This window comes from Actinomadura macrotermitis (genome assembly GCF_009604375.1).
GTDB classification, from domain to species: domain Bacteria; phylum Actinomycetota; class Actinomycetes; order Streptosporangiales; family Streptosporangiaceae; genus Spirillospora; species Spirillospora macrotermitis.
Genome location: NZ_WEGH01000002.1, coordinates 1,109,294 through 1,135,618, shown reverse-complemented (window position 1 = coordinate 1,135,618; position 26,325 = coordinate 1,109,294). Strand labels below are relative to the sequence as shown.

29 protein-coding genes are annotated in these 26,325 nt (G+C 73.8%); 15 read left to right on the top strand and 14 right to left on the bottom strand.

Going from position 1 to position 26,325, the window contains the following annotated elements:
- Positions 1-256: 256 nt before the first annotated feature.
- Genes ACRB68_RS17175 through ACRB68_RS17165 form a run of 3 tightly spaced genes read left to right on the top strand, consistent with a single transcriptional unit; the run spans position 257 to position 2,701 of the window.
- Positions 257-1,093, top strand: a complete 837-nt coding sequence (locus ACRB68_RS17175) for an ABC transporter substrate-binding protein (protein ID WP_328594320.1) — start codon at positions 257-259, stop codon at positions 1,091-1,093.
- Position 1,094: 1 nt separating this feature from the next.
- Positions 1,095-1,922, top strand: a complete 828-nt coding sequence (locus ACRB68_RS17170; protein WP_153533436.1) for an amino acid ABC transporter permease — start codon at positions 1,095-1,097, stop codon at positions 1,920-1,922.
- Positions 1,919-2,701 (top strand): amino acid ABC transporter ATP-binding protein, encoded by a 783-nt coding sequence (locus tag ACRB68_RS17165; RefSeq protein ID WP_153533435.1) that lies wholly within the window; start codon positions 1,919-1,921, stop codon positions 2,699-2,701. Before ACRB68_RS17170 ends, ACRB68_RS17165 begins: the two co-directional genes overlap by 4 nt.
- A 38-nt stretch (positions 2,702-2,739) precedes the next feature.
- On the opposite strand, the gene ACRB68_RS17160 is transcribed toward ACRB68_RS17165, so the two are convergent.
- A complete protein-coding gene (locus ACRB68_RS17160; protein WP_153533434.1) occupies positions 2,740-3,606 on the bottom strand; it encodes a DMT family transporter in 867 nt (288 codons plus the stop codon).
- On the bottom strand, positions 3,606-4,271 hold the full coding sequence (locus tag ACRB68_RS17155) for a B3/B4 domain-containing protein (protein ID WP_153533433.1): 666 nt from the start codon (positions 4,269-4,271) through the stop codon (positions 3,606-3,608). Before ACRB68_RS17155 ends, ACRB68_RS17160 begins: the two co-directional genes overlap by 1 nt.
- 97 nt (positions 4,272-4,368) lie before the next feature.
- On the opposite strand from ACRB68_RS17155, the gene ACRB68_RS17150 reads away from it, so the two are divergent.
- The gene (locus ACRB68_RS17150) at positions 4,369-4,932 is read left to right on the top strand and encodes a helix-turn-helix domain-containing protein (RefSeq protein WP_153533432.1); all 564 of its coding nucleotides are present in this window, start codon (positions 4,369-4,371) and stop codon (positions 4,930-4,932) included.
- A gap of 147 nt (positions 4,933-5,079) precedes the next feature.
- Entirely contained in the window at positions 5,080-6,117 is a 1,038-nt protein-coding gene (locus tag ACRB68_RS17145; RefSeq protein WP_153533431.1) for a WD40/YVTN/BNR-like repeat-containing protein, read from the top strand.
- 5 nt (positions 6,118-6,122) lie between these two features.
- Here the strand turns inward: ACRB68_RS17145 and dnaN are convergent, their stop codons facing one another.
- The 4 genes from dnaN to ACRB68_RS17125 form a co-directional block, all read right to left on the bottom strand.
- Positions 6,123-7,271: a DNA polymerase III subunit beta gene (gene dnaN / locus ACRB68_RS17140; protein WP_153533430.1), complete on the bottom strand. Its 1,149-nt coding sequence runs from the start codon at positions 7,269-7,271 to the stop codon at positions 6,123-6,125.
- Between the two features lie 64 nt (positions 7,272-7,335).
- Positions 7,336-7,824, bottom strand: a complete 489-nt coding sequence (locus ACRB68_RS17135) for a methylated-DNA--[protein]-cysteine S-methyltransferase (protein WP_153533429.1) — start codon at positions 7,822-7,824, stop codon at positions 7,336-7,338.
- An 11-nt stretch (positions 7,825-7,835) separates the two neighbouring features.
- A complete protein-coding gene (locus tag ACRB68_RS17130; protein WP_153533428.1) occupies positions 7,836-9,305 on the bottom strand; it encodes an AlkA N-terminal domain-containing protein in 1,470 nt (489 codons plus the stop codon).
- Positions 9,306-9,355: 50 nt separating this feature from the next.
- Positions 9,356-10,297 (bottom strand): DMT family transporter, encoded by a 942-nt coding sequence (locus tag ACRB68_RS17125; RefSeq protein ID WP_153533427.1) that lies wholly within the window; start codon positions 10,295-10,297, stop codon positions 9,356-9,358.
- 112 nt (positions 10,298-10,409) lie between these two features.
- Here ACRB68_RS17125 and ACRB68_RS17120 point away from each other — a divergent pair, with 112 nt between their 5' ends.
- On the top strand, positions 10,410-10,769 hold the full coding sequence (locus tag ACRB68_RS17120; RefSeq protein WP_153533426.1) for a nuclear transport factor 2 family protein: 360 nt from the start codon (positions 10,410-10,412) through the stop codon (positions 10,767-10,769).
- A 47-nt stretch (positions 10,770-10,816) separates the two neighbouring features.
- On the opposite strand, the gene ACRB68_RS17115 is transcribed toward ACRB68_RS17120, so the two are convergent.
- Complete coding sequence (locus ACRB68_RS17115; protein ID WP_153533425.1) at positions 10,817-11,572, bottom strand: SDR family NAD(P)-dependent oxidoreductase; 756 nt, start codon at positions 11,570-11,572, stop codon at positions 10,817-10,819.
- A gap of 5 nt (positions 11,573-11,577) precedes the next feature.
- The gene (locus ACRB68_RS17110; RefSeq protein ID WP_153533424.1) at positions 11,578-12,936 is read right to left on the bottom strand and encodes an MFS transporter; all 1,359 of its coding nucleotides are present in this window, start codon (positions 12,934-12,936) and stop codon (positions 11,578-11,580) included.
- Between the two features lie 78 nt (positions 12,937-13,014).
- On the opposite strand from ACRB68_RS17110, the gene ACRB68_RS17105 reads away from it, so the two are divergent.
- The gene (locus ACRB68_RS17105; protein WP_207709714.1) at positions 13,015-13,866 is read left to right on the top strand and encodes a helix-turn-helix domain-containing protein; all 852 of its coding nucleotides are present in this window, start codon (positions 13,015-13,017) and stop codon (positions 13,864-13,866) included.
- On the opposite strand, the gene ACRB68_RS17100 is transcribed toward ACRB68_RS17105, so the two are convergent.
- A complete protein-coding gene (locus ACRB68_RS17100) occupies positions 13,861-14,235 on the bottom strand; it encodes a YrdB family protein (protein WP_194293346.1) in 375 nt (124 codons plus the stop codon). The genes ACRB68_RS17105 and ACRB68_RS17100 overlap by 6 nt on opposite strands.
- Positions 14,236-14,268: 33 nt before the next feature.
- Here ACRB68_RS17100 and ACRB68_RS17095 point away from each other — a divergent pair, with 33 nt between their 5' ends.
- Together ACRB68_RS17095 and ACRB68_RS17090 are read left to right on the top strand one after the other, a co-directional pair.
- Positions 14,269-15,408 carry a class I SAM-dependent methyltransferase gene (locus ACRB68_RS17095; protein ID WP_328594319.1) on the top strand — a complete coding sequence of 380 codons (1,140 nt, stop codon included), beginning with the start codon at positions 14,269-14,271 and terminating at the stop codon, positions 15,406-15,408.
- Positions 15,409-15,499: 91 nt separating this feature from the next.
- Positions 15,500-16,270 carry an alpha/beta fold hydrolase gene (locus ACRB68_RS17090; protein ID WP_153533422.1) on the top strand — a complete coding sequence of 257 codons (771 nt, stop codon included), beginning with the start codon at positions 15,500-15,502 and terminating at the stop codon, positions 16,268-16,270.
- On the opposite strand, the gene ACRB68_RS17085 is transcribed toward ACRB68_RS17090, so the two are convergent.
- The gene (locus ACRB68_RS17085; protein WP_153533421.1) at positions 16,251-17,159 is read right to left on the bottom strand and encodes a LysR family transcriptional regulator; all 909 of its coding nucleotides are present in this window, start codon (positions 17,157-17,159) and stop codon (positions 16,251-16,253) included. The two genes, ACRB68_RS17090 and ACRB68_RS17085, sit on opposite strands and share 20 nt — an antisense overlap.
- Before the next feature lie 96 nt (positions 17,160-17,255).
- On the opposite strand from ACRB68_RS17085, the gene ACRB68_RS17080 reads away from it, so the two are divergent.
- Genes ACRB68_RS17080 through ACRB68_RS17070 form a run of 3 tightly spaced genes read left to right on the top strand, consistent with a single transcriptional unit; the run spans position 17,256 to position 18,793 of the window.
- The gene (locus ACRB68_RS17080; protein WP_153533420.1) at positions 17,256-17,597 is read left to right on the top strand and encodes a YybH family protein; all 342 of its coding nucleotides are present in this window, start codon (positions 17,256-17,258) and stop codon (positions 17,595-17,597) included.
- Positions 17,598-17,633: 36 nt separating this feature from the next.
- Entirely contained in the window at positions 17,634-17,963 is a 330-nt protein-coding gene (locus ACRB68_RS17075; RefSeq protein ID WP_153533419.1) for a PadR family transcriptional regulator, read from the top strand.
- Entirely contained in the window at positions 17,960-18,793 is an 834-nt protein-coding gene (locus ACRB68_RS17070) for a hypothetical protein (RefSeq protein WP_153533418.1), read from the top strand. Before ACRB68_RS17075 ends, ACRB68_RS17070 begins: the two co-directional genes overlap by 4 nt.
- On the opposite strand, the gene ACRB68_RS17065 is transcribed toward ACRB68_RS17070, so the two are convergent.
- Positions 18,759-19,745, bottom strand: coding sequence for a GlxA family transcriptional regulator (locus tag ACRB68_RS17065; RefSeq protein ID WP_328594318.1), 987 nt, complete (start codon positions 19,743-19,745; stop codon positions 18,759-18,761). The genes ACRB68_RS17070 and ACRB68_RS17065 overlap by 35 nt on opposite strands.
- 84 nt (positions 19,746-19,829) lie before the next feature.
- Between ACRB68_RS17065 and ACRB68_RS17060 the strand changes: the two genes are divergently transcribed.
- On the top strand, positions 19,830-20,663 hold the full coding sequence (locus ACRB68_RS17060) for a dienelactone hydrolase family protein (protein WP_153533417.1): 834 nt from the start codon (positions 19,830-19,832) through the stop codon (positions 20,661-20,663).
- Here ACRB68_RS17060 and ACRB68_RS40200 read toward each other — a convergent pair.
- The gene (locus ACRB68_RS40200; protein WP_194293403.1) at positions 20,623-20,880 is read right to left on the bottom strand and encodes a hypothetical protein; all 258 of its coding nucleotides are present in this window, start codon (positions 20,878-20,880) and stop codon (positions 20,623-20,625) included. The two genes, ACRB68_RS17060 and ACRB68_RS40200, sit on opposite strands and share 41 nt — an antisense overlap.
- A 14-nt stretch (positions 20,881-20,894) precedes the next feature.
- Between ACRB68_RS40200 and ACRB68_RS17055 the strand changes: the two genes are divergently transcribed.
- Positions 20,895-21,263 (top strand): MFS transporter, encoded by a 369-nt coding sequence (locus ACRB68_RS17055; protein ID WP_153533416.1) that lies wholly within the window; start codon positions 20,895-20,897, stop codon positions 21,261-21,263.
- A 19-nt stretch (positions 21,264-21,282) separates the two neighbouring features.
- Here the strand turns inward: ACRB68_RS17055 and dnaB are convergent, their stop codons facing one another.
- The gene (dnaB, locus tag ACRB68_RS17050; RefSeq protein ID WP_153534982.1) at positions 21,283-24,087 is read right to left on the bottom strand and encodes a replicative DNA helicase; all 2,805 of its coding nucleotides are present in this window, start codon (positions 24,085-24,087) and stop codon (positions 21,283-21,285) included.
- 325 nt (positions 24,088-24,412) lie between these two features.
- Here dnaB and ACRB68_RS17045 point away from each other — a divergent pair, with 325 nt between their 5' ends.
- A complete protein-coding gene (locus ACRB68_RS17045; RefSeq protein WP_153533415.1) occupies positions 24,413-25,726 on the top strand; it encodes an MATE family efflux transporter in 1,314 nt (437 codons plus the stop codon).
- On the opposite strand, the gene ACRB68_RS17040 is transcribed toward ACRB68_RS17045, so the two are convergent.
- The gene (locus tag ACRB68_RS17040; protein WP_194293345.1) at positions 25,723-26,304 is read right to left on the bottom strand and encodes a TetR/AcrR family transcriptional regulator C-terminal domain-containing protein; all 582 of its coding nucleotides are present in this window, start codon (positions 26,302-26,304) and stop codon (positions 25,723-25,725) included. The genes ACRB68_RS17045 and ACRB68_RS17040 overlap by 4 nt on opposite strands.
- Between the last annotated feature and the right edge of the window lie 21 nt (positions 26,305-26,325).

Genomic DNA, 26,325 nt, shown 5'->3' with positions numbered 1-26,325 from the left:
TCAGGCGGCCCTTTCGCGTTGGCAGCGGGTGCGGACGGCCTGCGGGCCGGCGCTGCCACCGACCGGGCAAAGCCCGATGCCGTCCTCCGCCTCGTACGGCGGCTGTCCTTCAGCGAACGTTCTCCCCTTTTCCTGTTGTGGAGGTGCGAAGTCTCCCAACCGGCGGGCTTCCGGGGACAACGGGAGGGCCAGCCGAATGTGGCCGGGGGCGGAGGTGGCATAGTGCCTTGATCAGCAAGAACGACCAGGAGGACCCGTGACCGGACAGAACCTCTCCCCGCGCGGACCACGCCTGCGGCGCCCGGTGCTGGCCGCGGCGGTGGCCGCGCTCGCCCTGTCCGCGGTGTCGGCGTGCGGCGGCGACGACGGCGCGACGGTCCAGGGGGTGAAGCTGGTCAAGAAGGGTCAGCTCACCACCTGCACGCACCTGCCCTACCCGCCGTTCCAGTCCGAGCAGGGCGGCAAGGTCGTCGGGTTCGACGTCGACGTCATCGACCTGGCGGCCAAGAGGCTGGGCGTCACCCAGAAGATCATCGACACCCCGTTCGAGACGATCAAGACGGGGTCGGCGCTGAACGCCGGCAAGTGCGACCTGGCCGCCGCCGGCATGACGATCAAGCCCGACCGGGCGAAGTACATCGACTTCACCGAGCCCTACTTCGACGCCACCCAGGCGCTGATGGGCAAGAAGGGCGGCAAGCGGTACGCCTCGCTGGAGGAGGTCAAGGCCGCCGGGCTGAAGGTCGGCACCCAGGCGTCGACCACCGGCGAGGAGTACGCCCGCGGCAAGGGCCTGAACAGCGTGTCGTTCAAGGACTCGCCGGGGCTGCTGAACGGGCTGCGCACCGGCCGCGTCGACGTGATCGTCGAGGACTACCCGGTGATCCAGGGGTGGCTGAAGAACCCGCAGAACGCCGCCTACGACCGGCTGGGCGACTTCGACACCGGCGAGAAGTACGGGTTCGCGGTCCGCAAGGGCAAGAACCCCGAGCTGCTGAAGGCCCTCAACAAGGCCATCGCCGACGCCAGGGCCGACGGCACCTACAAGCGGATCTACGAGAAGTGGATCGGTCCGATGCCGGCGGCGCAGTGACATGGCGGGCGTCGACACTCCCGCCCCGCGCGGCGGGCTGACCCGGCGGCGGCGCCGGCAGCTGGTCCTCGGCGGCGAGTACGCCGTCTTCGTCGCCGCGGTCCTGCTGGTGGTGGCGCTGGCCGACTGGCAGGCGCTGAAGACCAACTTCTTCAACCCCGACGAGATGGGGCGGCTGTTCCCCGAGATCCTCACCGTCGGGCTGCGCAACACGGTGATCTTCACGATCAGCGGGTTCGTCCTCGGGCTGGTCGCGGGGCTGCTCATCGCGCTGATGCGGCTGTCGTCGGTGCTGCCCTACCGGTGGTTCGCGATCGCCTACATCGAGGTGTTCCGCGGCCTGCCCGCCCTGCTGATCTTCATCTTCGTCGGGACGGGCATCCCGCTGGCCTTCCCCGGCACCGAGCTGCCCGGCGGCTTCTACGGCCAGGTCGCGCTCGCGCTCGGCCTGGTGTCGGCCGCCTACATGGCCGAGACGATCCGCGCGGGCATCGAGGCGGTGCCGCGCGGCCAGCTGGAGGCGGCGCGCTCGCTCGGCATGTCGCACGGCCGCGCCATGCGCTCGATCGTCGTCCCGCAGGCGTTCCGGGTGGTGATCCCGCCGCTGACCAACGAGCTGGTGCTGCTGTTCAAGGACTCCTCGCTGGCGCTGTTCATCGGGGTGACGCTGAACCAGCGGGAGCTGGCCAAGTTCGGGACCGACCTGGCCAGCGAGCGCGGCAACACCACGCCGATCCTGGTGGCGGGCCTCTGCTACCTCATCATCACGATCCCGCTCGGCTACCTGGCCCGGCGCCTGGAGGCCCGGCAGAAGAGGGGGCAGCGATGAGCGCCATCGAGATCACCGGGCTGCGCAAGTCGTTCGGCTCACTGGAGGTGCTGCGCGGCATCGACCTCCGCGTCGAGAGCGGCGAGGTCGTCTGCGTGATCGGCCCGTCGGGGTCGGGCAAGTCGACGCTGCTGCGCTGCGTCAACCTGCTGGAGGAGCCGACCGCGGGGACGGTGCGGGTCGCCGGCGCCGAGGTCACCGACCCCGAGGTCGACATCGACGCGGTGCGGCGGCGGATCGGCATGGTGTTCCAGTCGTTCAACCTGTTCCCGCACCTCACCGCGCTCGGCAACGTCATGATCGCGCAGCGCAAGGTGCTGAAGCGGGGCAAGGAGGAGGCCGAGAAGGTCGCCCGGCAGAACCTGGCCCGGGTCGGCCTGGACGACAAGATGGACGCCTACCCGGCGCAGCTGTCGGGCGGCCAGCAGCAGCGGGTCGCGATCGCCCGGGCGCTGGCGATGGGCCCGCAGGTCATGCTGTTCGACGAGCCGACCTCCGCGCTGGACCCCGAGCTCGTCGGCGACGTCCTCGGCGTCATGCGCGGGCTCGCCCGCGAGGGGATGACGATGATGGTGGTCACCCACGAGATGAGCTTCGCCCGGGAGGTCGCCGACCGGGTGGTGTTCATGGACGGCGGCGTCGTCGTCGAGCAGGGCCCGCCGGCCCAGGTGATCGAGAACCCCGGGCACGAGCGCACCCGCACCTTCCTGTCGCGGGTGCTGGACCCGGCGGCGGCCCGCGTCGGCGAGATCGACCGGGACACCGGCAAGGACGCGTGACCGTGGCGGGCCGCCGGCGGGCGGCCCGCCACGTACGCTCAGCCGACGGTGACCAGGGTGACGCCCGCGACCGCGACGCCCATGCCGACGCGCTGCACCGCGCGCAGCCGCTCGCTGTAGGCGACGCGGGCCAGCAGCACGGTGATCGCGGGGTACAGGGACGTCAGCACGGCGGCCAGGCTGAGCAGCCCGGCCTGCGCGGCCAGGAAGTACAGCGTGTTGGCGGCGGCGTCGAGGGCGCCCGACAGCAGCGCGAGGCCGACGACCGCCCGGCCGGTGAGGCGGGGGCCGGGCAGGCCGCCGTGCAGCCGGAACGCGACCAGCAGCGCCACCCCGACCGCGATCAGGTTGCCGGCGCGGGCCGCGACCAGCGGCCAGAGGCCCCCGCCGTCCCCGGCGGCCTTCAGCATGATGAAGAAGACGCCGAAGCAGGCGCCCGACACCGCCGCCATGAGGGGGCCGTTGTCGAGCGGGCTCCGGCCGGCGGGCCGGTCGGCGCCGCCGCTCTCCATGCTGACCAGGCCGATCGCGACGAGGCAGAGCAGCACCCCGACGATCGACCCGGTGTCCAGCCGCTCGCCGCGCGCGACGCCCGCCAGGACCGGCAGCAGCGCCGCGGCCAGCGCCGACACCGGCGCGACGACGCTCATCGGGCCGCGGGCGAGCGCCCGGTAGAAGGTGATCAGGCCGGCGCCGCCCGCCAGGCCGCCGGCCAGGCCGGCCGCCAGGCCCGCGCCGGTCGGGCGGCCGCCGGTGAGCAGCGCCGCCGCCAGCAGGACGGCCAGGCCGACCGGGACGCACAGGGCGACGGCCTTCAGCGCGGTCGAGCGGCGCGCGACGGCGCCGCCGAGGAAGTCGGCGACGCCGTAGGCGAGGGCCGCCGCGAGGGCGAGGACGGTGACCATCACGCTCCGCCGACGAGCCGGGTCCCGATCCGCACGCCCGGGGTGATCCCGCGCAGCCGCGCGGCGAGCGCCTCGCCCGCCTCCCGCAGGCGCGCGGGCTCGTAGGGGGCGAGGGTCTCCAGCAGGAACAGCGCGTTGCGGGTGTCCTCGGTGAGGCGGGTGCGCACGCACTGGCGCCAGTTCCAGCGGCGGCAGGTGACGCCGGCGTCGTCGCGCCACACGACCTCGCCGGCGGCGGGGTGCTCCACGGCGGGCTCGCCGGCGGCGGTGGTGTCGAACGGCTCGTCGCCGGTGGCGCGGACCAGGCGCGCGGGTCCCTGGTAGGCGTCCAGGTCCTCGCCGCCGATGGGCAGGGCGTAGGCGACGCTGACGGCGTTGTAGGCGTCCACCACCTTGTTGACGGCGGGCAGCGCGTCGACGCGGCGCAGCAGGGCGTCCACGGAGGGGCGGGTGCGCTGCGGCTTGGCGCCGAAGGCCCGGTAGGCGTCGCGCCAGGCGTCCAGGTGGGGGTCGTCCACGGGGGCGTTCTTGGCGGCCTCGGCCAGCCACGCCGCCGACTCGTCGTCGCTCGGGCCGTTGTCCAGGCCCTCGGCGGTCATGACGAGCACCGCGAAGTCGGGCCGCAGCTCGTGTACGGCCTCGTCGACGGTGATCGCGTCCAGCATCCCGGCTCCATCCTCGATGGCGGTCACTTTAATGAACTACGCATAGCAGTGTACCGACCGGGAGGATGGTTCCGTACGCTGGCGGGCGGGAGGAACCTTGAGCGAGCAGGAGGCGATCGGCGAGGCCGTCGCGCGGACCGTGCGGGCCCTGCGCGCCGGGCACGGCTGGAGCCTGGACGAGCTGGCCGGCCGGGCCGGGGTCAGCAAGGGCGTGCTGGTCGGGCTGGAGCAGGGCCGCGGCAACCCCAACCTGAGCACGCTGACGCGCATCTCCGAGGCGCTCGGGGTGCCGCTCACCCGGCTCGTCCAGGTGGAACAGGAGCCCGCGGTGCGGATGTTCCCGCCCGGGCGGCAGGTGGAGCTGTGGCGCGGCGAGGCGGGCGGCACCGGAACGCTGCTGGCCGGCAGCGACCCGCGGCCCTCGGTGGAGCTGTGGCACTGGGAGCTGAAGCCCGGCGAGCTGCGCGAGAGCGACGCGCACACCCCCGGCACCAAGGAGATCGCCTACGTGCAGCAAGGGACGCTCACCCTGCACGTGGACGGGCGCCGCGAGCGGCTGGAGACCGGCGCCGCCGCCGTCTTCACCGGGGACCGCCCGCACGGCTACGGCAACGACACCGGCGCGGACGTGTGCTTCATCCTGGCCGTGCTGGACCCGTGAACCGGGCGCGCCCGGCCCATCGCGGGCATTATGGGACCAGGCGGCGTTTCGCTTGGTTGAATGGAGGAAGCGACGCTTGTCGATGACCCCGGTCACGGTCGAGGATCCCGGCGACGAGCTTCGTCCCAGAGCTGGGGGGCCGAGATCGTGAACCGACAGCAGACCCAGGGCCACACCGGGGTCACGGGCACGGTGCTGGCCCTGTCCGGCGACGCCCCGGCGGGGCGGCCGGTCGCACGCCCGATCGTGGAGGGCCCGCACCTGCTGTCGGGCGTGGCGGCCACGCCCGCGGGCGAGGTGTGGGTGGCGGGCAACGCCGGGCAGCGGCCGCTCGCGGCGCGCTGGGACGGCACGTCCTGGACGCTGCCGCCGGGCCCGCCCCTGAGCGCGGCGCTGGTCGGCGCGTCTTTGCAGGACATCGCCGCCGGGCCGGACGGGCGCGTCGTCGCCGTCGGCGGCGCGCTGGACCGCATCGCCCAGGTGGAGCTCCCGCTGCTGCACGAGTGGGACGGCGCCTCCTGGACGGCGTGGGACGACGGGCTGCGCGGCCGGGTGCTGACCGGCGTCGCGACGGCCGGCGGCGAGACCTGGGCGGTCGGCCACGGCTTCCCCTGGGGCGGCGCCGCCGGCCCGGTGGTGCTGCGCCGCGCGGACGGCGGCTGGCTGCCCGAGGAGGTGCCGCAGCTCCCCAAGGGCAAGCTGCTGGCGGTCGCGGGCACGGGCCCGGACGACGTGTGGGCGGTCGGCGCGGACGACCGGGCCGGGCTGATCCTGCACCGCGACGGCCGCTCCTGGCGGCGGGTGCCGCACCCGGCCACCCGCTTCCCGCTGACCGGCGTCGCGGCCGTCTCCCCCGGCGAGGCGTGGGCCGTCGGCCGCGACCGGGTGCTGCGTTGGAACGGTCGCAAATGGAGCCGGGTGAAGGCCCCGGTCACCGGCGCCAACACCGTGGCCGCGGCCGGGCCGGGCGAGGTGTGGGTCGCGGGCGGCAACGGCGAGCTCGCCCGCTTCGACGGCCGCCGCTGGACGGCGGTCCCGTCCCCGCCGCCCTACGGACCGGACGCGGTCTGGCTGGCCGCCACCGCCGCCCGCGACGGGATCTGGCTGGCGGGGAGCCACAGGCTCACCGCCGGCGGCGCGGTCGGGGAGAGCCCGGCCATCACCGCCCGGTCCGGCGATTCCTGAACCGGTCAGGCGGTCAGGCGGACGGGCATGGCCAGGTAGCGGAAGCCGGTGTCGCCGTCCTCGTCCGGCTCCTCGTCGCCGGAGGGGTCGGGGACGCCGGTGAGCAGGGCGGCCTTGGTCGGGCCGGTGCACTCCAGGCGCGCGTACTCGGTGTCCAGGCCGGCCAGGCCGTCCAGCAGGTACTGGGGGCTGAAGGCGATGTCGATGTCGTCGCCGGACAGCTCGGCGGCCATGGCCTCGTTGGCGCGGGCGGTGTCGCCCGCGGCCGCGCGGATCTGCAGCCGGTCCGCGGTGAACGCCAGCCGGACCGGGGTGCCGCGGTCGGTGACCAGCGCGACGCGCTTGATGGCCTCGACGAACGGGGCGCGGCGGATCTTGGCGGTGCTGGTCCAGGTGCCGGTGAGGCGGGCGCGGTAGTCGATGTACTGCTCGTCCAGCAGCCGGGTGGTCATGCTGCGGCCGCCGCCCGAGACGCCGATCAGGGTGTCGGCGGTGCCGGTCAGGTCGATGGCGACGTCGGTGCCCGGCCGGATCGCGCGGGCGGTGTCGGCCAGGGTGCGGGCCGGCACCACGACGCCGGCTGTGAAGCCCTCCCGCGCGGGCGTCCAGGGCAGCTCGCAGGCGGCGATGCGGTAGCGGTCGGTGCAGGCCAGGCGCAGCACGCCGCCGTCGAAGTCCATCCGGACGCCGGTCAGCATCGGCAGCGTGTCGTCGCGGCCGGCGGCCGGGGTGACCTGGGCGACGGCGGCGGCGAACTCATCGCCCGAGACGGTGCCGGCGCGGGCGGGCGGCTCGGGCAGCGTCGGGTAGTCCTCCACCGGCATGATCTGCAGGCCGAACTCGGCGCTGCCGCAGCGCAGCACCACCTCCGAGCCCTTGGCGGCGATCTCCACCGGGTGGGCGGGCAGGCTGCGCACGATGTCCGACAGCAGCCGGCCCGGCACCAGGACGCGGCCCGGCGCGGTCACCTCGGCGTCGATCTCCGCGCGGGCCGACACCTCGTAGTCGAACCCGGCGACGGCGAGCCGGCCGCCCTCGGCCGCCTCGATGAGCATGCCGGCCAGGACCGGCAGCGCCGGGCGGGCGGGCAGGGTGCGCGCCGCCCAGGCCACGGCGTCGGCGAGCGGCTGGCGCTCGACGCGGAACTCGACCATTGACGTGCTCCTCGCTAGGACGGGTACTCGTCGCCGACTGTAATCACAGGGACTGACAGTCCGGTCAGAACAGTGCGGCGCCCTTCTCGAAGTCCAGCAGGAAGCGCTTGCGCTCCAGCCCGCCGCCGTAGCCGGTGAGGCCGCCGGTGGACCCGACGACGCGGTGGCAGGGGACGATCACGCCGACCGGGTTCTTGCCGTTGGCCAGGCCCACCGCGCGCGACGCGCTCGGCTTGCCGATCTCCTGGGCGAGCTGCCCGTAGCTGACGGTCTCTCCGTAGGGGATGGTCTGCAGCGCCTCCCAGACGGTGCGCTGGAACGGCGTGCCGTGCAGGGACAGCGGCAGGTCGAAGGTGGTCAGCTCGCCCGCGAAGTAGGCGGTGAGCTGCTCGGCGGCGGCGGCGAAGCGCGGGTCGTCGTCGTTGCGCCCGCCGAAGGTCTCCTGCTGTGGGCGGTGCCGCTGCAGGTCCATGTAGAGGCCGGTGATGCCGTCGTCGTCGGCGACGAGGGTGAGGGGGCCGACGGGGCTGTCCAGGACGGTGTGGTGGCGCATGGTGCTTCCTTTCAGGCGGGCAGGTGGTTGATGGGGTGGTCGCCGGTCGCCCACAGGTACTGCACCGCGTAGGCGCGCCAGGGCCGCCAGGCGGCGGCGCGGCGGGTGAGGGCGGCGGGCGTGGCGGGCAGCCCGAGCTCGGCGGCGGCGAGGCGGACGCCGAGGTCGCCGGGGACGAACGCGTCCGGGTCGCCGAGCGCCCGCATCGCGATCATCTCGACGGTCCAGGGGCCGAAGCCGGGCAGCCCGGCGAGGCGGGCGCGGGCGGCGTCCCGGTCGCAGCCGAGGCCGAGGTCGATCTCGCCGCCGGCGAGGGCCCGGACGAGGCCGGTGAGGGTCGCGCGGCGGGCCTTGGGGAACGCCAGCTTCTCGGGGTCGAGGTCGGCGAGGGCGTCCGGGGTCGGGAACAGGTGGGTGAGGCCGCCGTCGGGGTCGTCGGCGGGTTCGCCGTGCGCGGTCACCAGCCGGGCGGCGTGGGTGCGGGCGGCGGCGGTGGAGACCTGCTGGCCGAGGACGGCGCGGACGGCGAACTCGGCCGCGTCCACGGTGCGCGGCACGCGCCGTCCGGGCGCCTTGTCCACCAGCGGCGCGAGGACGGGGTCGGCGCGCAGCAGGTCGTCCACGGCGACGGGGTCGGCGTCCAGGTCCAGCAGCCGCCGGCAGCGGCTGATCGCGATGGTGAGGTCGCGCATGTCGGCGAGCCGCAGCGTGCACGCGACGTGGTCGGGGGTGGGCCGCAGCGTCGCGATGCCGGGCCCGTGCGGGAGCCGCAGCGTGCGCCGGTACGCGCCGCCGCGCCATTCCTCGACGCCGGGGACGGCGGTCGCGGCCAGGTGCCCGAACAGGTTGTCGGGGGTCAGCGGCGCGCGGAACGGCAGCCGCAGCGACAGCGTCCCGGACGCGGCGGCGGGGGCGCCGCGCGCGACGCGGTCGCGCAGCTGCGTCGGGGTGAGGGCGAAGACCTCGCGGACGGTGTCGTTGAACGCGCGGATGCTGGCGAACCCGGCGGCGAACGCCACGTCGCTCATCGGCAGCGTGGTCGTCTCGATCAGCAGCCGCGCGGTCTGCGCGCGCTGCGCGCGGGCGAGGGCGAGCGGACCGGCGCCGAGCTCGGCGTTCAGCTGCCGCTCGATCTGGCGGGTGCTGTAGCCGAGGCGGGCGGCGAGGCCGGGGACGCCGTCGCGGTCGACGACGCCGTCGGCGATCAGCCGCATGGCGCGGGCGACGGCGTCGGCCCGGTGGTTCCATTCGGGGGAGCCGGGGCTGGTGTCGGGGCGGCACCGCTTGCAGGCCCGGAACCCGGCCTGCTGCGCGGCGGCGGCACTGGGGTAGAACCGCATGTTGGACGGCTTGGGCGGCACCGCGGGGCAGCTCGGCCGGCAGTAGATGCCGGTGGTGACCACGCCGGTGAAGAACCAGCCGTCGAACCGGGCGTCCTTGGACTGGACGGCCCGTACGCAACGTTCCACGTCTTCGTGCATGTCACCCAGCATCGACGACGTGGGCGCCGTTCACTAGCGGGAAAACGACATCAACGCCGCCCGGCGAACGCGTAGAGGCCCACGCCGACGGTGATCGCGGCGATGCCCGCCCAGCCGACCGCGGCGGGCGCTCCGGCGCTGGTCAGCAGGGGTTCCAGCAGGGCGACGAAGACGACCTCGGCGGCCTGGGTGGCCTCCACCGCGGCCAGCCGCAGCGGGTGGTCGCGGACGCGGCGGGTGGCGGCGAAGAACAGCGTCGTCGCGATCACGCCGGAGCTGATCGCGACCAGCAGGGTGGTGCCGAGCTGCCCGGTCGTCGGCGGCCCGGCGCGCACCGCGCCCGCGAGCGCGACGGCGAGCCAGCACGGCAGGCTCGCCAGCGACATCGCCAGCAGCCGCTGGAAGGTGTCCAGGCCGTCGCCGGCCAGCTCCATCGTGCGGCGGTTGCCGACCGGGTAGGCGAACGCGGCGACCAGCACGGCCAGCACTCCCCCGGCCAGGCCCCAGGACAGCTCGCCGGAGCCGCCGAACTGGGTGAGGAACACCCCCGCCAGGATCAGCGCGGACAGCGCGACGCCGCTCGCGGGGACCCGGCGCCGGTGGTCGTCGTACAGGAACGGCGCGAGGACCATGCCGCACACGATGGTGAGCTGCCAGGCGGCGGCGACCATCCAGCCGGGCGCGAGGTCGGCGGCCAGGCAGAGCGGCGCGTAGAACAGGCCGAACCCGACGGTGCTCCACAGGACCCAGCGGCCGGGCGCGGCGCGCAGCGCGGCCAGCACGGGGCGGACGCCGCGGCGCGCGCCGACGATCGCCAGGAAGATCGGCAGCGAGTACAGGAAGCGCAGCGACGCGCTCCACTCCCAGGCGCCGCCGTCCACGGCCATGACGCGGTTGGCGATGAAGGAGGCGGAGAAGAACAGCGCCCCGAGCACGCCGAGCCCGATGGCCGCGCCCGCGCCGCCCGTCCGGCGGGCCTCCAACACCGTCATGGACGCCGACCTTATCCGGACTTTCCACCATGACCTCCCACGTAATCGATCTGCGGCGGCGGACCCGGCAGAGTCATGGTCATCGGCAGGAACACGCTGAACGGAGAATGAGATGAGCGACATCACCACCCTGGTCGAGCGGTACATCGCCACCTGGAACGAGCAGGACCCCGCCGCGCGCCGCGCCGCGATCGAGGAGCTGTGGAGCGAGGAGGCCGTCTACACCGACCCGCTCGGCGTCGCCGAGGGCCGCGACGCGATCGACGCGACCATCGGCGCGGCGCAGCAGCAGTTCGCCGGCTTGGAGTTCACGCTGGCGGGCGCCGTGGACGCCCACCACGACCTGGCCCGCTTCACCTGGGAACTCGGCCCGGCGGGCGGCGAGGCGCTGGTGGTCGGGTTCGACGTCGCGGTCCTCAAGGACGGCCGGTTCGACAAGGTGCACGGCTTCCTGGACAAGGTCCCCGCCTGAAGCACGCCTTGAGGGGCGTCCGGCCCGGACGCCCCTCGCGACCGGCCTCACAGCTGGCGCAGCGCGCCGCCGTCCACGGCCCATTCGGCGCCGGTGACCTGCCCGGCGAGCGGCGACAGCAGGTAGGCGATGACGTGCGCGACGTCCCCGGCGGTGCCGAGCCGCCCGGTCGGCAGCCGCCGCTCCCGGGTGACGAACCGCTCGACGGCCTCCTCCACCGGCAGCCCGTACTGGTCGGCGAGCTGCTCGGCGAAGCCGCCAGAGCCGTCCCACATCCGGGTCCGCGTCGGGCCGGGCAGGACGACGTTGGAGCGGATCGCGCACCGCCCGAACTCCCCGGCGAGGGTCTTGGACACCGACAGCAGCGCGGTCTTGGCGGCGGCGTAGTCCACCAGCGGCGTGCCGGGGAAGCGGGCCGCCTCGCTGGCCACGTGCACCAGGCTCCCGCCGCCCTGGTCGATCAGGGCGGGCAGCGCGGCGCGCGCCATCCGCACCGCCGCGTGGAAGTTGATCTCGAAGGCGGCGTGCCACTGCGCGTCGGTCACGTCCAGGAACCCGATCCGCGACTCCAGCGCGCCGGCGTTGTTGACCAGGCCGTCCAGGCGGCCGTGCCGGTCCAGCGCGGCGTCCACGATCCGCTGCGCGGCGCCGGGGTCGGTGAGGTCCTCGGCGAGATCGGTCCCGCCGCGGGCGACGCCGACGACGCGCGCCCCCTCATCGGCGAGCAGGCTCGCGGTGGCGGCGCCGATCCCGGCGGACGCCCCGGTGACGATGTAGACCCTGTCCTTCAGCCGCAGATCCATGGTGCTCACTTCCGGGGGAGCAGGACGGCGACGAGCGCGGCGCCCGCCAGGGTGATCGCGGCGTTGGCGAGCGTCGCGGTGTGGACGCCGGCGAGGACGGTTCCTCCCGTGGTGGCGATCGCGCTCATCACCGGGATGCCGAGGGTGATCGCGACCTGCTGGGTGAGGGTGGCCAGGCCGGTGGCCAGGCCCTGCTCGGCGTCGGGCAGCCCGGAGGTGGCGGTGCCCATGAACGCCACGATCGCGACGAGGTTGCCGAACCCGCCGACCGCGGTCGCGACGAGCAGCAGCGGCAGCGCGCCGTGGGTGGCGCCGAGGCCGAGCAGCGCGGCCGTCGCGGCGGCCTGCAGCACCAGGCCGGACGCCAGCGCGCCGCGCCCGCCGAACCGCGCCATGATCCTCGGTGCGGCCAGGCCGCCCGCGAAGGTGCCGGCGCCGAGGACGCCGAGCGCGAGGCCGGTGGCGAGCGGCGAGTAGCCGAGGACCTGCTGCAGGTAGAGGGTCATCAGGAACACCAGCGAGGTCTCGGTCGCGAAGGCGATGAAGCCGCCGAGGTTGCCCCAGGCGACCGTCCGCCGCGACAGCACCTTCAAGGGGACGAGCGGCGCCGCCGACCGCCGCTCGATCAGCACGAACGCCGCCAGCAGCGCCGCGCCGAGCGCGATCGCCCACGGCCGCACGGTGATCCCGTAGACGAGGGCGAGCAGCCCGCCGGTCACGGTGACCGCGCCGGGGACGTCCAGCCGGGGCCGTCCCGGCGCGCGGCTCTCGGCGACCACCAGCGGGGTGACGGCCAGGATCAGCACCGCGACCGGCACGTTCACCAGGAACGCCCAGCGCCAGCTCAGCAGGTCGGTCAGCACGCCGCCGAGCACCGCGCCGACGGTGAACCCGGCCGACATCAGCGCGCCGCTCAGCCCGAGCGCGCGGGTGCGCAGCGGCCCTTCACGGAACGAGGTGGTGAGCAGCGACAGCGCCGCGGGCGTCGCGATCGCGGTCGCCAGCCCCTGCATGACGCGGCCGGTGAGCAGCACCGCCGGGGACGTGGCGAGGCCGCCGACCAGCGAGCCGAGCGCGAGCAGCGCCATGCCGGCCAGCAGCATCCGGCGACGCCCGAACAGGTCGGCGACGCGGCCGGACAGCAGCGTGAACCCGGCGGCGGGCAGCGCGAACGCGGTCGCGATCCATTGCAGCGAGCCGAGGCCGAAGCCGAGGCCCTCGCCGACGACGGGCAGCGCGACGTTAAGGATGGAGAAGTCGATGGCGAGCATGAACTGCGCGCCGAGCAGCAGGGTCAGGACGAGCTTCTGCCGGGCGGTCATCCCGGCGGCCCGCCGTGGCGGGGCTTCAACGAGTGCGGTCATGCCTTCACGATCACGCGGCGGGCGGCGGGTACCCAGCCCCCGCTCATGCGTACCACCGGCAGTGGCAGGCTAAGCCGCATGTCCGACCTGGGGGAGTTCCTGAAGTCCCGTCGCGCCCGGCTCCAGCCCGCGGACGTCGGGTTGCGCGACTACGGCGGCCGCCGTCGCGTCCCCGGGCTGCGCCGCGAGGAGCTGGCGCAGCTCGCCGGGGTGAGCGTCGCCTACTACATCCGGCTGGAGCAGGGCGGCGCCGACAACGTGTCCGCCGAGATCCTGGACGCGGTCTCCCGCGCGCTGCGGCTGGACCCCGACGAGCACGCCCACCTGCACCGCCTCGCGCACCCGCGGCGACGGCCGCGCCCCGCCGGGCCGCCCCGGCTGCGCGCGCCGCTGCAGCACCTGCTGGACTCGATCACGCACGCGCCCGCCTACATCGTCGGGCACCACACGAACGTGGTGGCGTGGAACCGGCTGACGGCGGCGGTGTTCGTGGACCTGGCCGCCGTCCCGCCCGGCGAGCGGACCTGGTCGCACCAGATCCACCTGAACGACGACTACCGGGCGCGGCTCGGCGACAACTGGGCCACGGTCGCCCGCCGCAACGTCGCCTACCTGCGGTTCCGGTCGGGGCAGGACCCCGACGACCGGGACCTGGCCGCGCTGGTCGCCGAGCTGCGCGAGCGCAGCCCGCGGTTCGGCCGGATGTGGGCGGCGCACCACGTCGGCGAGCTGACGCACGGCGAGGCGCGCATCGACCATCCGGACGTCGGGCGGCTGGTGCTGCCGTTCGAGACGCTGCACCTGCCCGGCGACCCCGACCTCAGCCGGCTGATGCTCTACGCCGCCGAGCCCGGGTCGCCCTCGGAGCAGGCGCTGCACGAGCTGGCCGCGACGTCGCGGCACCTGTCCAGCGCGGACCTGGCCTCATGAGCGGGCCTGGTGGAACGCCGCCTCCCGGTCCAGCGTGGCGAGCACGGTGTTGACCAGCGCGACGGCCGCGAACACGGCCGCGAGCACCGGATGCCCGAGCGGGACGAGCGCGACGGCGGCGGCCCCGAACACCAGCGCCTTCACCGTCAGCACGACCGGCAGGGACGTGCCGTGGCGGGCCTTGGGCGACGCGAACAGGCCCCACAGCACCGCCGCCGCCAGCGGCGCGCCGATGCCCAGCAGAACGTGCAGGGCCACGTTCCCGCCGGTCGAGAAGCCCCACCAGCACAGGAGGCCGAGGGCGCAGACCTCCAGCAGGAAGGCCAGGCCTTCGTTGACCACGTGCAATGGTCCGGGAAGTCTCATCATTTGCGGTGATCCTGCCATGACAAGATCGTGCAGGTGAAGCCCCAGGAAGAACCCCCGTTGCTGCACTGGCACGAGGACGACGCGGACCGTTCGGCCCGCTGGCGGTCCGAGAGCGGCGCGGCGCCGCCCCGCCGGGTGGTGGTGGCCGACGACCGGATGCAGGCCGACACCGCGTTCCGGATGGCCAGCGAGGGCACCGCGCTGCTGTGGCGGGGCGACTTCCAGAACGCGCGGCAGCTGCTGCAGGCGATGGCGCGGCGGGCGGACCGTCCCAAACGGCGTCCTAAAGCCGTTCCGGAGGGCGTGCAGGCGTTTCACCTGCACCGCCAAGCGCGCGCGCAGCGGGCGCGGATGCTCGGCATGCTGCTCATCCCGTTCGACGCGGGGCATGTCGTGGCACTGCGGCGTGCGCCGGATGTGCAGGAGGCGTGCACCGAGGCGTACGGGCCGTCCGACGAGCCGTACGTCGCGTCGCTGCGCGAGCTGCTCGGCCTCATCGGCGCGCACGAGTGGCGCGCCAAGGGCGTGCCGATCCCCGCGCTGGGCGGCGACCGCGTCCACCCGCACTACGGGGTGTTCTCCCCGGTCCGTGGCGAGTACGTCGACCTGGTCGCGGAGGCGCCATTGCCTGCGACGACCCGCGCTTTCGACATCGGCACGGGCACGGGTGTGCTGTCGGCCGTCCTGGTACGGCGGGGCGTGGCGCAAGTGGTCGCCACCGACCTCGACCCGCGCGCGCTTGCCTGCGCCCAAGAGAACTTCGACCGGCTCGGTGTCGCCGACCACATCGAGCTGCTGCAGACCGACCTGTTCCCGCCCGGACGCGCACCCCTGGTCGTGTGCAATCCGCCGTGGGTGCCGGCCAAGCCCAGCTCGCCGCTGGAGCACGCCGTCTACGACCCGGACTCGCGGATGCTGCGCGGCTTCCTCGCCGGCCTGCCGGACCACCTGGAACCGGGCGGCGAGGGCTGGCTGATCCTGTCCGACCTCGCCGAGCACCTCGGCCTGCGTCCCCGCGCCGACCTGCTCGCCCTGTTCGACGCGGCAGGCCTGCGCGTGGTGGACCGGATGGACGTCAAACCCGTCCACCCGAAGGCCGCCGACACCACCGACGCCCTCTACAGCGCGCGCGCTGCCGAGACGACCTCACTCTGGCGTCTCGCTGCAGCGTAGGTCCGCCGATCCTAGGGAAACGGGTCCGCTAGTAGGGCACGGCAGGCGGTGGAAACCTCGGCTCATCACCGGATGAGAGGAACCGAGGACCATGCCCGAGATCACCGTTGGGAACGCGCGTATCCGCTACCGCGTCGAGGGTTCGGGGCCGGCCCTGGTGCTGGTGCACGGCACCGGCGGAGGCTCGGACATGTGGCTCGGCGTGCTGGACGCCTTCACCGCCGGCCACACCGTGATCCTGCCGGACCTGTCGGGCAGCGACTCCGCCGAGGACGACGGCGGAGAGCTGACCATCGAGGGCCTCGCCGCGCAGGTCGCCGCCGTCATCGAGGACGCCGGCGCCGGCCCCGCGGACGTGGTCGGGTTCTCCCTCGGCGCGGCCGTCACCGCCGCCGTCGCCGCCACCCGGCCCGACCTGGTGCGCCGCCTGGTCGCCGTCGCCGGGTGGAGCCACGCGGGCGACGAGTACCTGCGCAACCTGATGACGGTGTGGCGCGACATCGCGGGCGTCCCCGCCGCGTTCGGACGCCTCGGCACCTTCACCGCGTTCAGCCGCGACCACCTGAACCGCATCGGGCGCGAGGCCGTCGAGCAGAACACCGCCTACATGAAGCCCACCCCCGGCACGCTGCGCCAGCTCGACCTCAACCTGCGGCTGGACGTCCGCCCCCTGCTGCCGCAGATCCAGGCGCCCACCCTGGTCGTCGGCTGCACGCAGGACGCCACCATCCCGGTGCAGAACGCCCGCGAGTTCCACACCGCCATCCCCGGCGCCTCCTACGCCGAGCTCGACACCGGCCACGTCGGGCTGTTCGAGCGGCCGGAGGAGTTCATCGCGCTGGTCACCGGCTTCCTGAAGTGACCCACAGGTCGGGCAGCGCGGCGCGGGCGCGCCCGATGAGCGCGCGCGCTGCCGGACTCCCCGGCCGGTCCTCCCGCCAAGCGAACACGAGCTGCCCGCGCAGTGCGTCCCCGTCGAAGCGCAGGGCGTGGAATTCGTCCGGGTGCGCCGCCGCCAGCGACTCCGGCACGATCGCGATGCCGAGCCCGCGCGCCGCGAGCTGCGCCAGCACCAGCGGGTCGGCCGCCTCGAACGCCACTCTCGGCGTGAACCCCGCCGCCGCGCAGGCCCGCTCCAGCACCGCGCGCAGGCCGGTGCCGCGCGGCAGGCAGGCGAGCGGCCGGTCGCGCAGCGCGGCCAGCGCGATCCGGCCGGACGCGGCCGGCGGGTCGTCGCCGTCGACCACGGCGACCATCGGCTCGTCGGTGAGCACCTGGACGGCCAGGCCGGGCGGCGGCCCGCCCGCCAGGCCGGCGAACGCCATGTCCAGCTCCCCGGCGAGCACGCTGCGGACCAGGTCCTCCGAGGGCCCCTCCACCAGCGTGATCTCCACGCCGGGATGGTCGCGGTGGAAGCCGGCCAGCAGGTCGGGCAGCGTGCGGGCCGGCATCGAGGTGACCATCCCGACCGCAACCCGGCCGCGGACCAGCCCGGCCAGCTCGTCCACCGCCAGCCGCGCGCCCTCGACCGCGGCGAGCGCCGCGCGGGCGAACGGCAGCACGACCGCGCCCGCCTCGGTGGGCCGCACCCGCCGCCCGGAGCGGTCCAGCAGCTCCTGCCCGAACTCCTTCTCCAGCTGCCTGATCTGGGCGCTGACGCCGGGCTGCGCGACGAGCAGCCGCTCGGCCGCCCGGGTGAAGTTCGCCTCCTCCACCACGGTGACGAAGTACCTGAGCTGACGCAGTTCCATAAGCGGCGATTCTAGTTTCCAGAAGATCCAGATTTTGGACTTCTGGCCGCCGGCTGGAAAGACTGGAGGTATCAGCCGCTAGGGAAAGAGAACGACATGGCCGCGAAGACCCCCGAGGACATCACCCGCCTGTTCGTCGAGCGCGTCAACGCCGGGGACGCCGCGGGCGCCGCCGAGCTGTACGCCCCCGACGCCCTGATGGCCTTCCCGCCCGGCAGCGAGACGGTCGGCCGCGCGGCGATCCGCGAGGTCTTCGAGCAGATGATCGCCGCCCGGCCCGCCTTCCGGCCCGAGGAGCCGCTGCCGACGCTGTACTACGGCGACATCGCCCTCACCTCCACCCGCGCCCTGGACGGCACCGGCGGCCGCGTCCAGGTCGTCCGGCGGCAGGAGGACGGGACCTGGGTGCGCGTCATCGACCGCCCCGAGATGCCCTGATTGCCGATACATCGCCTGCCGATATATAGTCGGGCCATGGCCCGGACGATGAGCGAACCCACCTACTTCATCCTCGCCGCGCTCCTGGACGGCCCCAGCCACGGCTACGGCGTCATCAAGCTGGCCGAACAGGAGTCCGGCGGCCGCGTCCGCCTCGCGGTCGGCACCCTGTACGGGGCGCTGGACCGCCTGGCCGGCGCCGGCCTGGTCGAGCTGGACCGCGAGGAGACCGTCCAGGGCAGGCCGCGCCGCTACTACCGCATCACCCCCGCCGGCCGCGAGGCCGTGACGGCGGAGGCGGAGCGGATGCGGCAGGCCGCCCGGGCCGTGACCCGCAGGATCTCCCCGAGGACGGCACAGGCATGACCGACAGGCTGGAACGTCACTACCGCAGGCTGCTGCTCGCCTATCCCCGCGGCTACCGCGAGGCCAACGGGGGCGAGCTGACCGCGACGCTGCTGGAGGCGTCCCCGCCCGGCCGCCGCACACCCCCGGCCCGCGAGGCGTTCGCCCTGGTCCGGGGCGGCCTGGCCGAACGGGCCCGCGCCGCCACCGCCGGGCCCCGCCCCTGGTGGGTGGACGGCCTGCACCTGGCGCTGCCGCCGCTGATCCTGGCCAATACCGTCGCGGCGTTCTGGACCATCTACAACCACGCCTGGTTCGGCGCCGTCATGGCGCTGCTCATGCTCCCGGTCGTGTTCGGCCGGGCGCGCCTCGCCCTGCCGGTGGCCCTCTTCGCGGCCCTTCAGGTCAGCGGCCCCACGTCGGACCTGGGCGTCGGGCACGGGGTCCCCGTCAGCGGGTGGTCGGTCCCGCTGGGGTTCTGGGCGGTGGCCGCGATCCTCGCGGTGCTCGCCGTGCGCGGCGACCGGCTGCGCCGGCGCAGCCCGCTGTGGCTCGCCGCGACCGCCGCCGTCCTCGGCTACGCCCACGTCTCCGCCGTCACCGGCCCGCCGTGGACGCTGCTGCGCGCGGTCGTCGAGGTCGCCCTGCTCGGCCTGGCCGTCGCCGCGACCGCGGTGACCCGCGACGGGCGCTGGGCGCTGGCCTCGTCCCTCTACCTGGTCGGCGCGATCGCCCCGCTCGCCGAGTACCCCTTCGTCCCGGGCTGGCGCTCGATCTCCTACTGGGGCACCCTCGCGGCGCTGACGCTGGCCACGGTCATCCTGCCGCGCCGCCGCGCCCGGACGCTCTGAAGGCCGCCCGGTAGTCCCTCGGGCGCCGCCCGGTGTGCCTGGCGAACAGCGCGGCGAAGGTCCCCGGATCCCGGTACCCGACCGCGGCGGAGACGGCGGCGACGGTCTGGTCCGTCGTCTCCAGAAGGTGGCGGGCACGGCGGACCCGCGCGGCCTGCAGGTGTTCGAGCGGGCTCTGACCCGTCTCCTGCGCGAAGCGCCGCAGCAGCGTCCGGGTGCTGACGTCGAACGCCTTCGCCAATGCGGCCAGGTCGTAGGGGGCGGCGAGGTCCTGGTCGAGGCGCCGCATGACCCGGCGGGCAAAGCCGTGACCGGGCTGCGGGAGGAGCGCCGCGTCGACGTAGGGGGTCTGGGTCGACCGCGCGTCGTCGACGAGCGCCACCCGCGCCGTCGCCCGCGCCACGCCGGCGCCGCTGTGCCGGCGGATCAGCTCCAGCGCGAAGTCGTACATGGCGCTGAACGCCCCCGTCGTCGTCACCCCCCGGTCGGTGACGACCAGGCGGTCGGGGCGGACGTCGACGTCCGGGCAGCGCCGGGCCAGCTCGTCCGCGAAGAGCCACGCCGTCGTGGCCCGGCGCCCGGCGAGCAGCCCCGCCTCGGCCAGCAGGAACGCGCCGACGCAGATCGAGACGACGGCGCCGCCCGCGGCGGCGTGCGCGCGGACCACCGCGATCTCGGGGGCGAGGGACGCCAGCCGGGCGTCCACATCAAGGCCCGGCCGAAGCTCGAACCCCGGCACGACCAGGACATCGGCCTCACCCGGTGCGGATACGGCCAGCGCCGCACCGCCCGACGCGACGACCCGCCGACGGGGCGAAACAACCGAAACCTCATACCCGTCGCGGTCCGGGCCGGCGACGTGCGCGGCCATCGTCAGCAGGTCGGGGACGCCGAACACCTCGGACGCGAAACAGCCCGGATACGCCAGGACACCGACCCGCAACGCGCCCACGTCCACCTCCTGTGGCGAGATTACCCCCGTACATGGCGATCCGGCCTCTCGCCCCGCGCGGGCGCGCCCGTCCACGCTGTCCCCATGAGCACCGACGACCCGATCACCGACTTCACCCGCCGCCGCGTGGACGTGGACGGGGTGGTGAAGACCGTCTACATGGCCGGGACGGGCCCGGCCGTCGTCCTCATGCCCGAGATGCCCGGCATCAGCCCCGACGTCCTCCGGCTCGCACGGTGGATCCGGGACGCCGGCTTCACCGTCTTCGTCCCCTCCCTCTTCGGCACCGACGGCGCCTACCCCACCGCCGAGGACGGCACGCAGGTCGTCCGCCGCGCCTGCGTCAGCGCCGAGTTCCGCGCCTTCGCCGGCGGCGGCACCAGCCCCGTCACCGCGTGGCTGCGCGGGCTCGCCCGGCAGGCCCACGCCGAGTGCGGCGGCCCGGGGGCCGGCGCGATCGGGCTTTGCTTCACCGGCAACTTCGCCCTCACCATGACCCTCGAACCGGCCGTCATCGCGCCGGTGGTCAACCACCCGTCACTGCCGCTGGACGACCCCGCCGGGCTCGAACTCAGCGACGAGGACGCCCGCGCCGTCCGCGACCGCGTCACCCGCGACGGGCTGAAGGTCCTCGCCTATCGCTTCGAGGGCGACCGCTGGTGCACCGGGCAACGCTTCGCCGCCTACCGGGCACTCCTCGGCGACGCCTTCGACGGACGCGTCCTCACCGACGACGATGCCGCCACCGACCCGCCCCCGTTCTTCCGCGACGTGGTCCAGACCCCGCACAGCGTCGTCACCGCCCACCTCGTCGACGAGGCCGGGCACCCCACCCTGAAGGCCAGGGACGAGATCCTGGCCTTCCTGAAGGACCGGCTCACCGGAACGCCGGATCCAGCAGGGTCCCGACCCGCTTGACGTTCCGCACGATCGGCGCGGTCTCGACATGGCCCACCGCCTCCAGCGCCGCGACCCGCTCGGTCAGATAGCGGTACAGGTCACGCGACCTGGACGGCGAGGTTCGTCGGCCCGGTCGTCGCCGCGGCGGCCTGGCCTTCGCGTCCTCCTGGCTGACCGGCCGCTTCCTGCACCGCGTCCGGCCCCGCTGGACGATCGGGGCCGAACTGCTGCTCATCGGCGCCGGCGCGCTTGGGCCAGACCGGCCTCACCGCATCCTCCGGCTGGGCCGCGCTCGTCCCCGGCTTCGGCGTCGCGCTGCCCAACGTCACCGCGGCGGCGATGGCCGCGGTCCCACCGGAACGGAGCGAGATGGCGGCCGGCGCGGTCCGCCAGCTCGGCTGCGCCCTCGGGATCGCGGTGCTCGGCGGTGTCTTCCACGCGTCGCTGGAACGCTCCCTCGGCCACCGGGTCCCGGACGCCGCCGCCCTCGCTTGGGGCGACCCGTCCGTCCCCGCGGCCTTCGCGTCGGCCCTGACCACCACCACCATGACCGCGTCCGCCCTGGCGGTCCTGGCCGCCGCGGCGGCGATCACCCCGGCCCCCGAACCGGCAACCTGACGCCCGGCCGTCGCAGGACCTATTGGGCCATGTCGACGAAACGGCTGTAGTGGCCCTGGAACGCCACGGTCACCGTCGCGGTCGGGCCGTTACGGTGCTTGGCCACGATCAGGTCGGCCTCGCCTGCCCGCGGGGACTCCTTCTCATAGGCGTCCTCACGGTGCAGCAGGATCACCATGTCCGCATCCTGCTCGATTGATCCCGATTCGCGTAGGTCGGACACCATGGGCTTTTTGTCCGTTCGCTGCTCGGGGCCACGGTTCAGCTGCGACAGCGCGATGACGGGCACCTGCAGCTCCTTGGCCAGCAGCTTCAGCGACCGCGAGAACTCCGACACCTCGACCTGGCGGCTCTCCACCCGCTTGCCCGACGTCATCAGCTGCAGATAGTCGATGACCACGAGCCGCAGGTCGTGCTGCTGCTTCAGCCGCCGGCACTTGGCGCGGATCTCCATCATCGACATGTTGGGCGAGTCGTCGATGAACAGCGGCGCCTCGGCGACCTCGCTCATCCGCCGGGCGAGACGCGTCCAGTCCTCGTCCTGCATGGTGCCCGACCGCATCGCGTGCAGCGCCACCCGCGCCTCGGCCGACAGCAGACGCATCGTGATCTCGTTGCGCCCCATCTCCAGGCTGAAGAACGCCGAGGTCAGCCCGTGCTTGATGGACGCCGCGCGGGCGAAGTCCAGCGCCAGCGTGGAGTTGTGCGTCGGAACGCACGACCGCCCGGCGAGGTACATGTGGTCGTCGTTGTCGACCTGCACGCACCGCACCGGCACACTCTCCACCGGCCGCACATCCACGATGTACCGGACCTCGTGTGCCGTGTCGGCCGGGGTGAAGTCGATCCGGTGCTCCTCGCCCTGCTCCGCCGCGGTGACCTGGTGGCCGAGGCTGAGGACCAGTTCGCGGACGTCTTCGGCCAGGCCGCGGTCGGTGAAGGTGAGCCGGGCCTGGCCGTTCTCTGAGGCGAGGCCGGCGACATCCTGCATGCCCGTGAGCAGCGCCCGACGTTGCACCTGCGAAGCGCGCAGGTACATCGCCGGGATGCGCTTGCCGGAGGTGATGGATCGGATCGCCGCTTCGGTCTGCTCGTCGACCTCGGTGCCGGCCAGCCATGCACCGAGCAGCGTGGGGTCGACGGGCAGGCCTGCGGCGGGCAACACGAAGGGGGCGGCCACCTCGACGGCATGGTTCGATAGGCCGTCGCCGTGATGGCGCAGGGTCGCCGCGAGCTCCGCCGTCGTCCTGACCGCGCGGGACGGCGTCAGGAGGTGGCCGTTCGGCCGGCAGGAGGACTTCACAACCGGGTGGCCGGGACGCTGTCGAGCAGAAGCCGCGCTTCCCGACGGCATCCGCCCGCCGTTGAGCAGCATGGACAGGTGGTGCCGACCGGCGACGCTCCCGCCGGTCCCTGCCGGGTGGGCAGAGCTCCCGGGACGTGCGAAGCGCTTGGCGGTGCGGAGGGCCTGCGGGAGTTCACAACGCCCACGAGCCGAGGCGAGGTGGGCTGTCGGTATAGAACCGGCGAAACAGTGCGCGCCGACTGCACCTGGCCGCTTCCCGCCGGAGGTGCTCCCCTCAGGGAACGGCCGGCCGGCGCCGTCGCTCAGGTGGGGGGCGCTGAAGGTGTGCGCCGCTGCGATGCCACTCTTTCCTGCCACAGGCAGGCTGACGGAATGGGTGGTGGTTGCCAGTTCGCCGTTCTGAGGCCAGATCGGCCGAGAGCGGGTGGGGCGCGCTTCGTCAACGACGAACGAGCTCCCGTCCAAAGCAGTGGAGAATGCCCCTCCATTGCCGATGAGGGCACGTTCCTTGAGGAGGCGGACCGCCACAGCAGCGCTTGCTATCGACTTGCTCGACCCGCACAAAGAAGTGATCTGGATAGCAGTATGCCAAGGCACCGTATGGGGCCGGGCTACATCGGAGCGCGGCTCGCGCGTCGTGGTGCGCCACTGGTGGTCGGCGTCGGCGGTGATGACCTCGCCGTCGGAGAACTCGACCTCGTAGCAGGGGCGGCCGTGCATGACCTCGGTGGCGGCGACGACGCGGGTGGGGCGGCCGTCGGCTCCGATGAGGTGGTCGCCCACCTGGACCTCGCCCATTGTTGTCCAACCTGTGGGGGTTGGTAGAGGAGTGTCCGTTTTGAGCGCTTTACCCATTGCAGGGCGCGCTGCGACGACGATCATCTGACCCGAGTGAAGGCCGTTGGTGAGGGCGTCCAGGTCGGCGAAGCCGGTGGGGACGCCGGTCATCTGGCCGCCGCGGCTGCCGATGGCCTCGATCTCGTCCAGCGCCCCCGGCATGATCTCGCTGAGGGGGACGTAGTCCTCGCCCGCGCGTTTCTCGGCGATGGCGAAGACCTCGGCCTGGGCGCGGTCGAGGACGTCGTCGGCGTCGGCTCCGTCGGCGGCGTAGCCCATCTGGACGATGCGGGTGCCGGTCTCCACGAGCTTGCGCAGGACCGAGCGCTCGCGGACGATCTTGGCGTAGTAGCCGGCGTTGGCGGCGGTGGGGACCGAGGAGATCAGGGTGTGCAGGTAGGGGGCGCCGCCGACGCGGGCGATCTCGCCGCGTTTGGTGAGCTCGCCGACGATGGTGACGGCGTCGGCGGGTTCGCCGCGGCCGTACAGGTCGAGGATGGCGTCCCAGATGATCTGGTGGGCGGGGCGGTAGAAGTCGCCGGTGCGCAGTTCCTCGACGACCTCGGCGATGGCGTCCTGGGACAGGAGCATGCCGCCGAGGACGCCCTGTTCCGCCGCGATGTCGTGCGGTGGGGTGCGTTCGAACTCCGGTTCGTGCGATCCGAGCTCGGTCACACTCATCTTGCGCCCACCCCCTTCATCACGGCCCGCCGCGGTCACGTGTTCATCTCACGTCTACCGGAGGCCCCTGACATTTTGCGAGCACCACGGGCGCAACGCCAAAAGGATCTGTGGACGGGGGTGTGCAGACACGCCGTCAAGGTTGTGCACTACCTGTGGACAACCCTGTGGACGAGCTGTGGGGAAGTTCGGGCGCAGGGGTGCTGACCTGGGGTGATGTTGTCCACGGGGTGTGTGGGAAAGAAAGTCGGTGTGGATCGCCTCACCGGGCCGGTAAGGGACCATGTGCTGATGTCGCTTACAGCTTGGTAGCGTGGCGGTCCTCATGATCCGTCCTTCGCCGCACGACCGGGAGATCTGGCGCCTCGCGGTCCCCGCGTTCGGCGCGCTCGTCGCCGAGCCGCTGTTCCTGCTGTCGGACTCGGCGATCGTCGGGCATCTGGGGACGGCGCAGCTGGGCGGTCTCGGGGTGGCGGGGCAGGCGCTGGCGACGCTGGTCTATCTCTGTGTCTTCCTGGCGTACGGGACGACGGCGGGGGTGGCGCGGCGGGTCGGGGCCGGGGACATGCGGGCGGCGGTCCGGCAGGGCATCGACGGGATGTGGCTGGCGCTCGCGATCGGCGCGGTGCTGATCGTCGCGGGCTGGCCGCTCGTCCCGTGGCTGGTGGGGGCCTTCGGCGCGTCGGCGGAGGTGACGCCGTATGCCGAGACGTATCTGCGGGTGAGCCTGTTCGGTGTGCCGGGGATGCTGGTCGTGCTGGCCGGGACGGGGGTGCTGCGGGGGCTGCAGGACACCCGGACGCCGCTGGTGGTGTCGGTCGGCGGGTTCTCGGTGAACCTGGCGCTGAACGTGCTGCTGGTGATCGGGCTCGGCTGGGGCATCGGCGGTTCGGCGGCGGGGACGGTGCTGGCGCAGACGGTGAGCGCGGCGGTGTACGTGGCGGTGGTGCTGCGGGCGGCGCGCCGGCACGGGGCGCCGGTGCGGCCGGATCTGGCGGGGGTGCGGACGGCGGCGTCGGCGGGGGCGGGGCTGCTGTTGCGGACGGCGGCGCTGCGGGCGGTGCTGATCGTCGGTACCGCGATCGCGGCGCGGATGGGCGATGCGGAGATCGCCGCGTATCAGGTGGGGTTCCAGGTGTGGACGCTGCTGGCGTTCGCGCTGGACGCGATCGCGATCGCGGGGCAGGCGATCACCGGCCGGTATCTGGGCGCGTCGGACACGGTGGGGACGCGGGCGGTGACGCGCCGGATGGTCGGCTGGGGCGTGGCCTGCGGGGTGGTGTTCGGCGGGTCGATCCTGGTGGTGCGGCCGTGGTTGCCGGGGCTGTTCACCGGTGACGGCGATGTGCGCGGCCTGCTGTTGTCGTCGTTGCTGGTGGTGGCGCTGCTGCAGCCGGTCGCGGGGGTGGTGTTCGTCCTGGACGGCATCTTGATCGGTGCGGGTGACGGCGGCTATCTGGCGGTGACGACGCTGGTGGCGACGCTGGTCTTCCTGCCCGCGGCGCTCGCGCTGTACGCGGCGGGCGCGGGGCTGCTCGGGTTGTGGCTGGCCATCGGCGTGTGGATGGCGACGCGGATGGTCACGCTCGGGTGGCGGGCGCGCGGTGACGCGTGGATGGTGATGGGCGCGGTCCGCTAGCGGCGGGCGAGGCGGGCGCGCATGCCGTCGATGAGCAGCGCGAGGCCGTATTCGAAGGTGTCGCCGAGTTCGGCGGCCGCGGCGGTGAGGAGGGGTCCGCCGGTGGGGGCGCCGTCGGCGCGGTCGCGGCCGGACTGCTCTTCCAGGACGGTGCCGGCGGCGTAGTCGGTGATGACCAGGATGTTGCTGAGGGCCTCGCCTGGGGTGAACCCGGCGTCGCACAGGGCGCCGATCATGCCTTCGACGGCGCCCGCGCGCTCGGCGGTGGGCCGGCTGCCGGCGGCGAGGCGGACGGCGTCGCGGTGGGAGCGCAGTGCGGTGGCGAGCGCGCGGGCGCGGCCGGCGAGCCAGTCGTCCCAGCTCTGCCCGGGCAGCGGGGCGTCGGGCCCGTAGGACTCGGCGGCCATGGTGGAGACCATCTGGTCGAGCAGTTCCTGCTTGTTCTTGAAGTGCCAGTACAGGGCCGGGGCCTGCACGTTCAGCTCCTTGGCGAGGCCGCGCAGGCTCAGTTTGTCGAGGCCGACCTCGTCGAGCAGGCGGATGGCGGTCCGGACGATCTCGTCGCGCTCCAGTTTCACGGTTGACAGCTTAACGCTGTT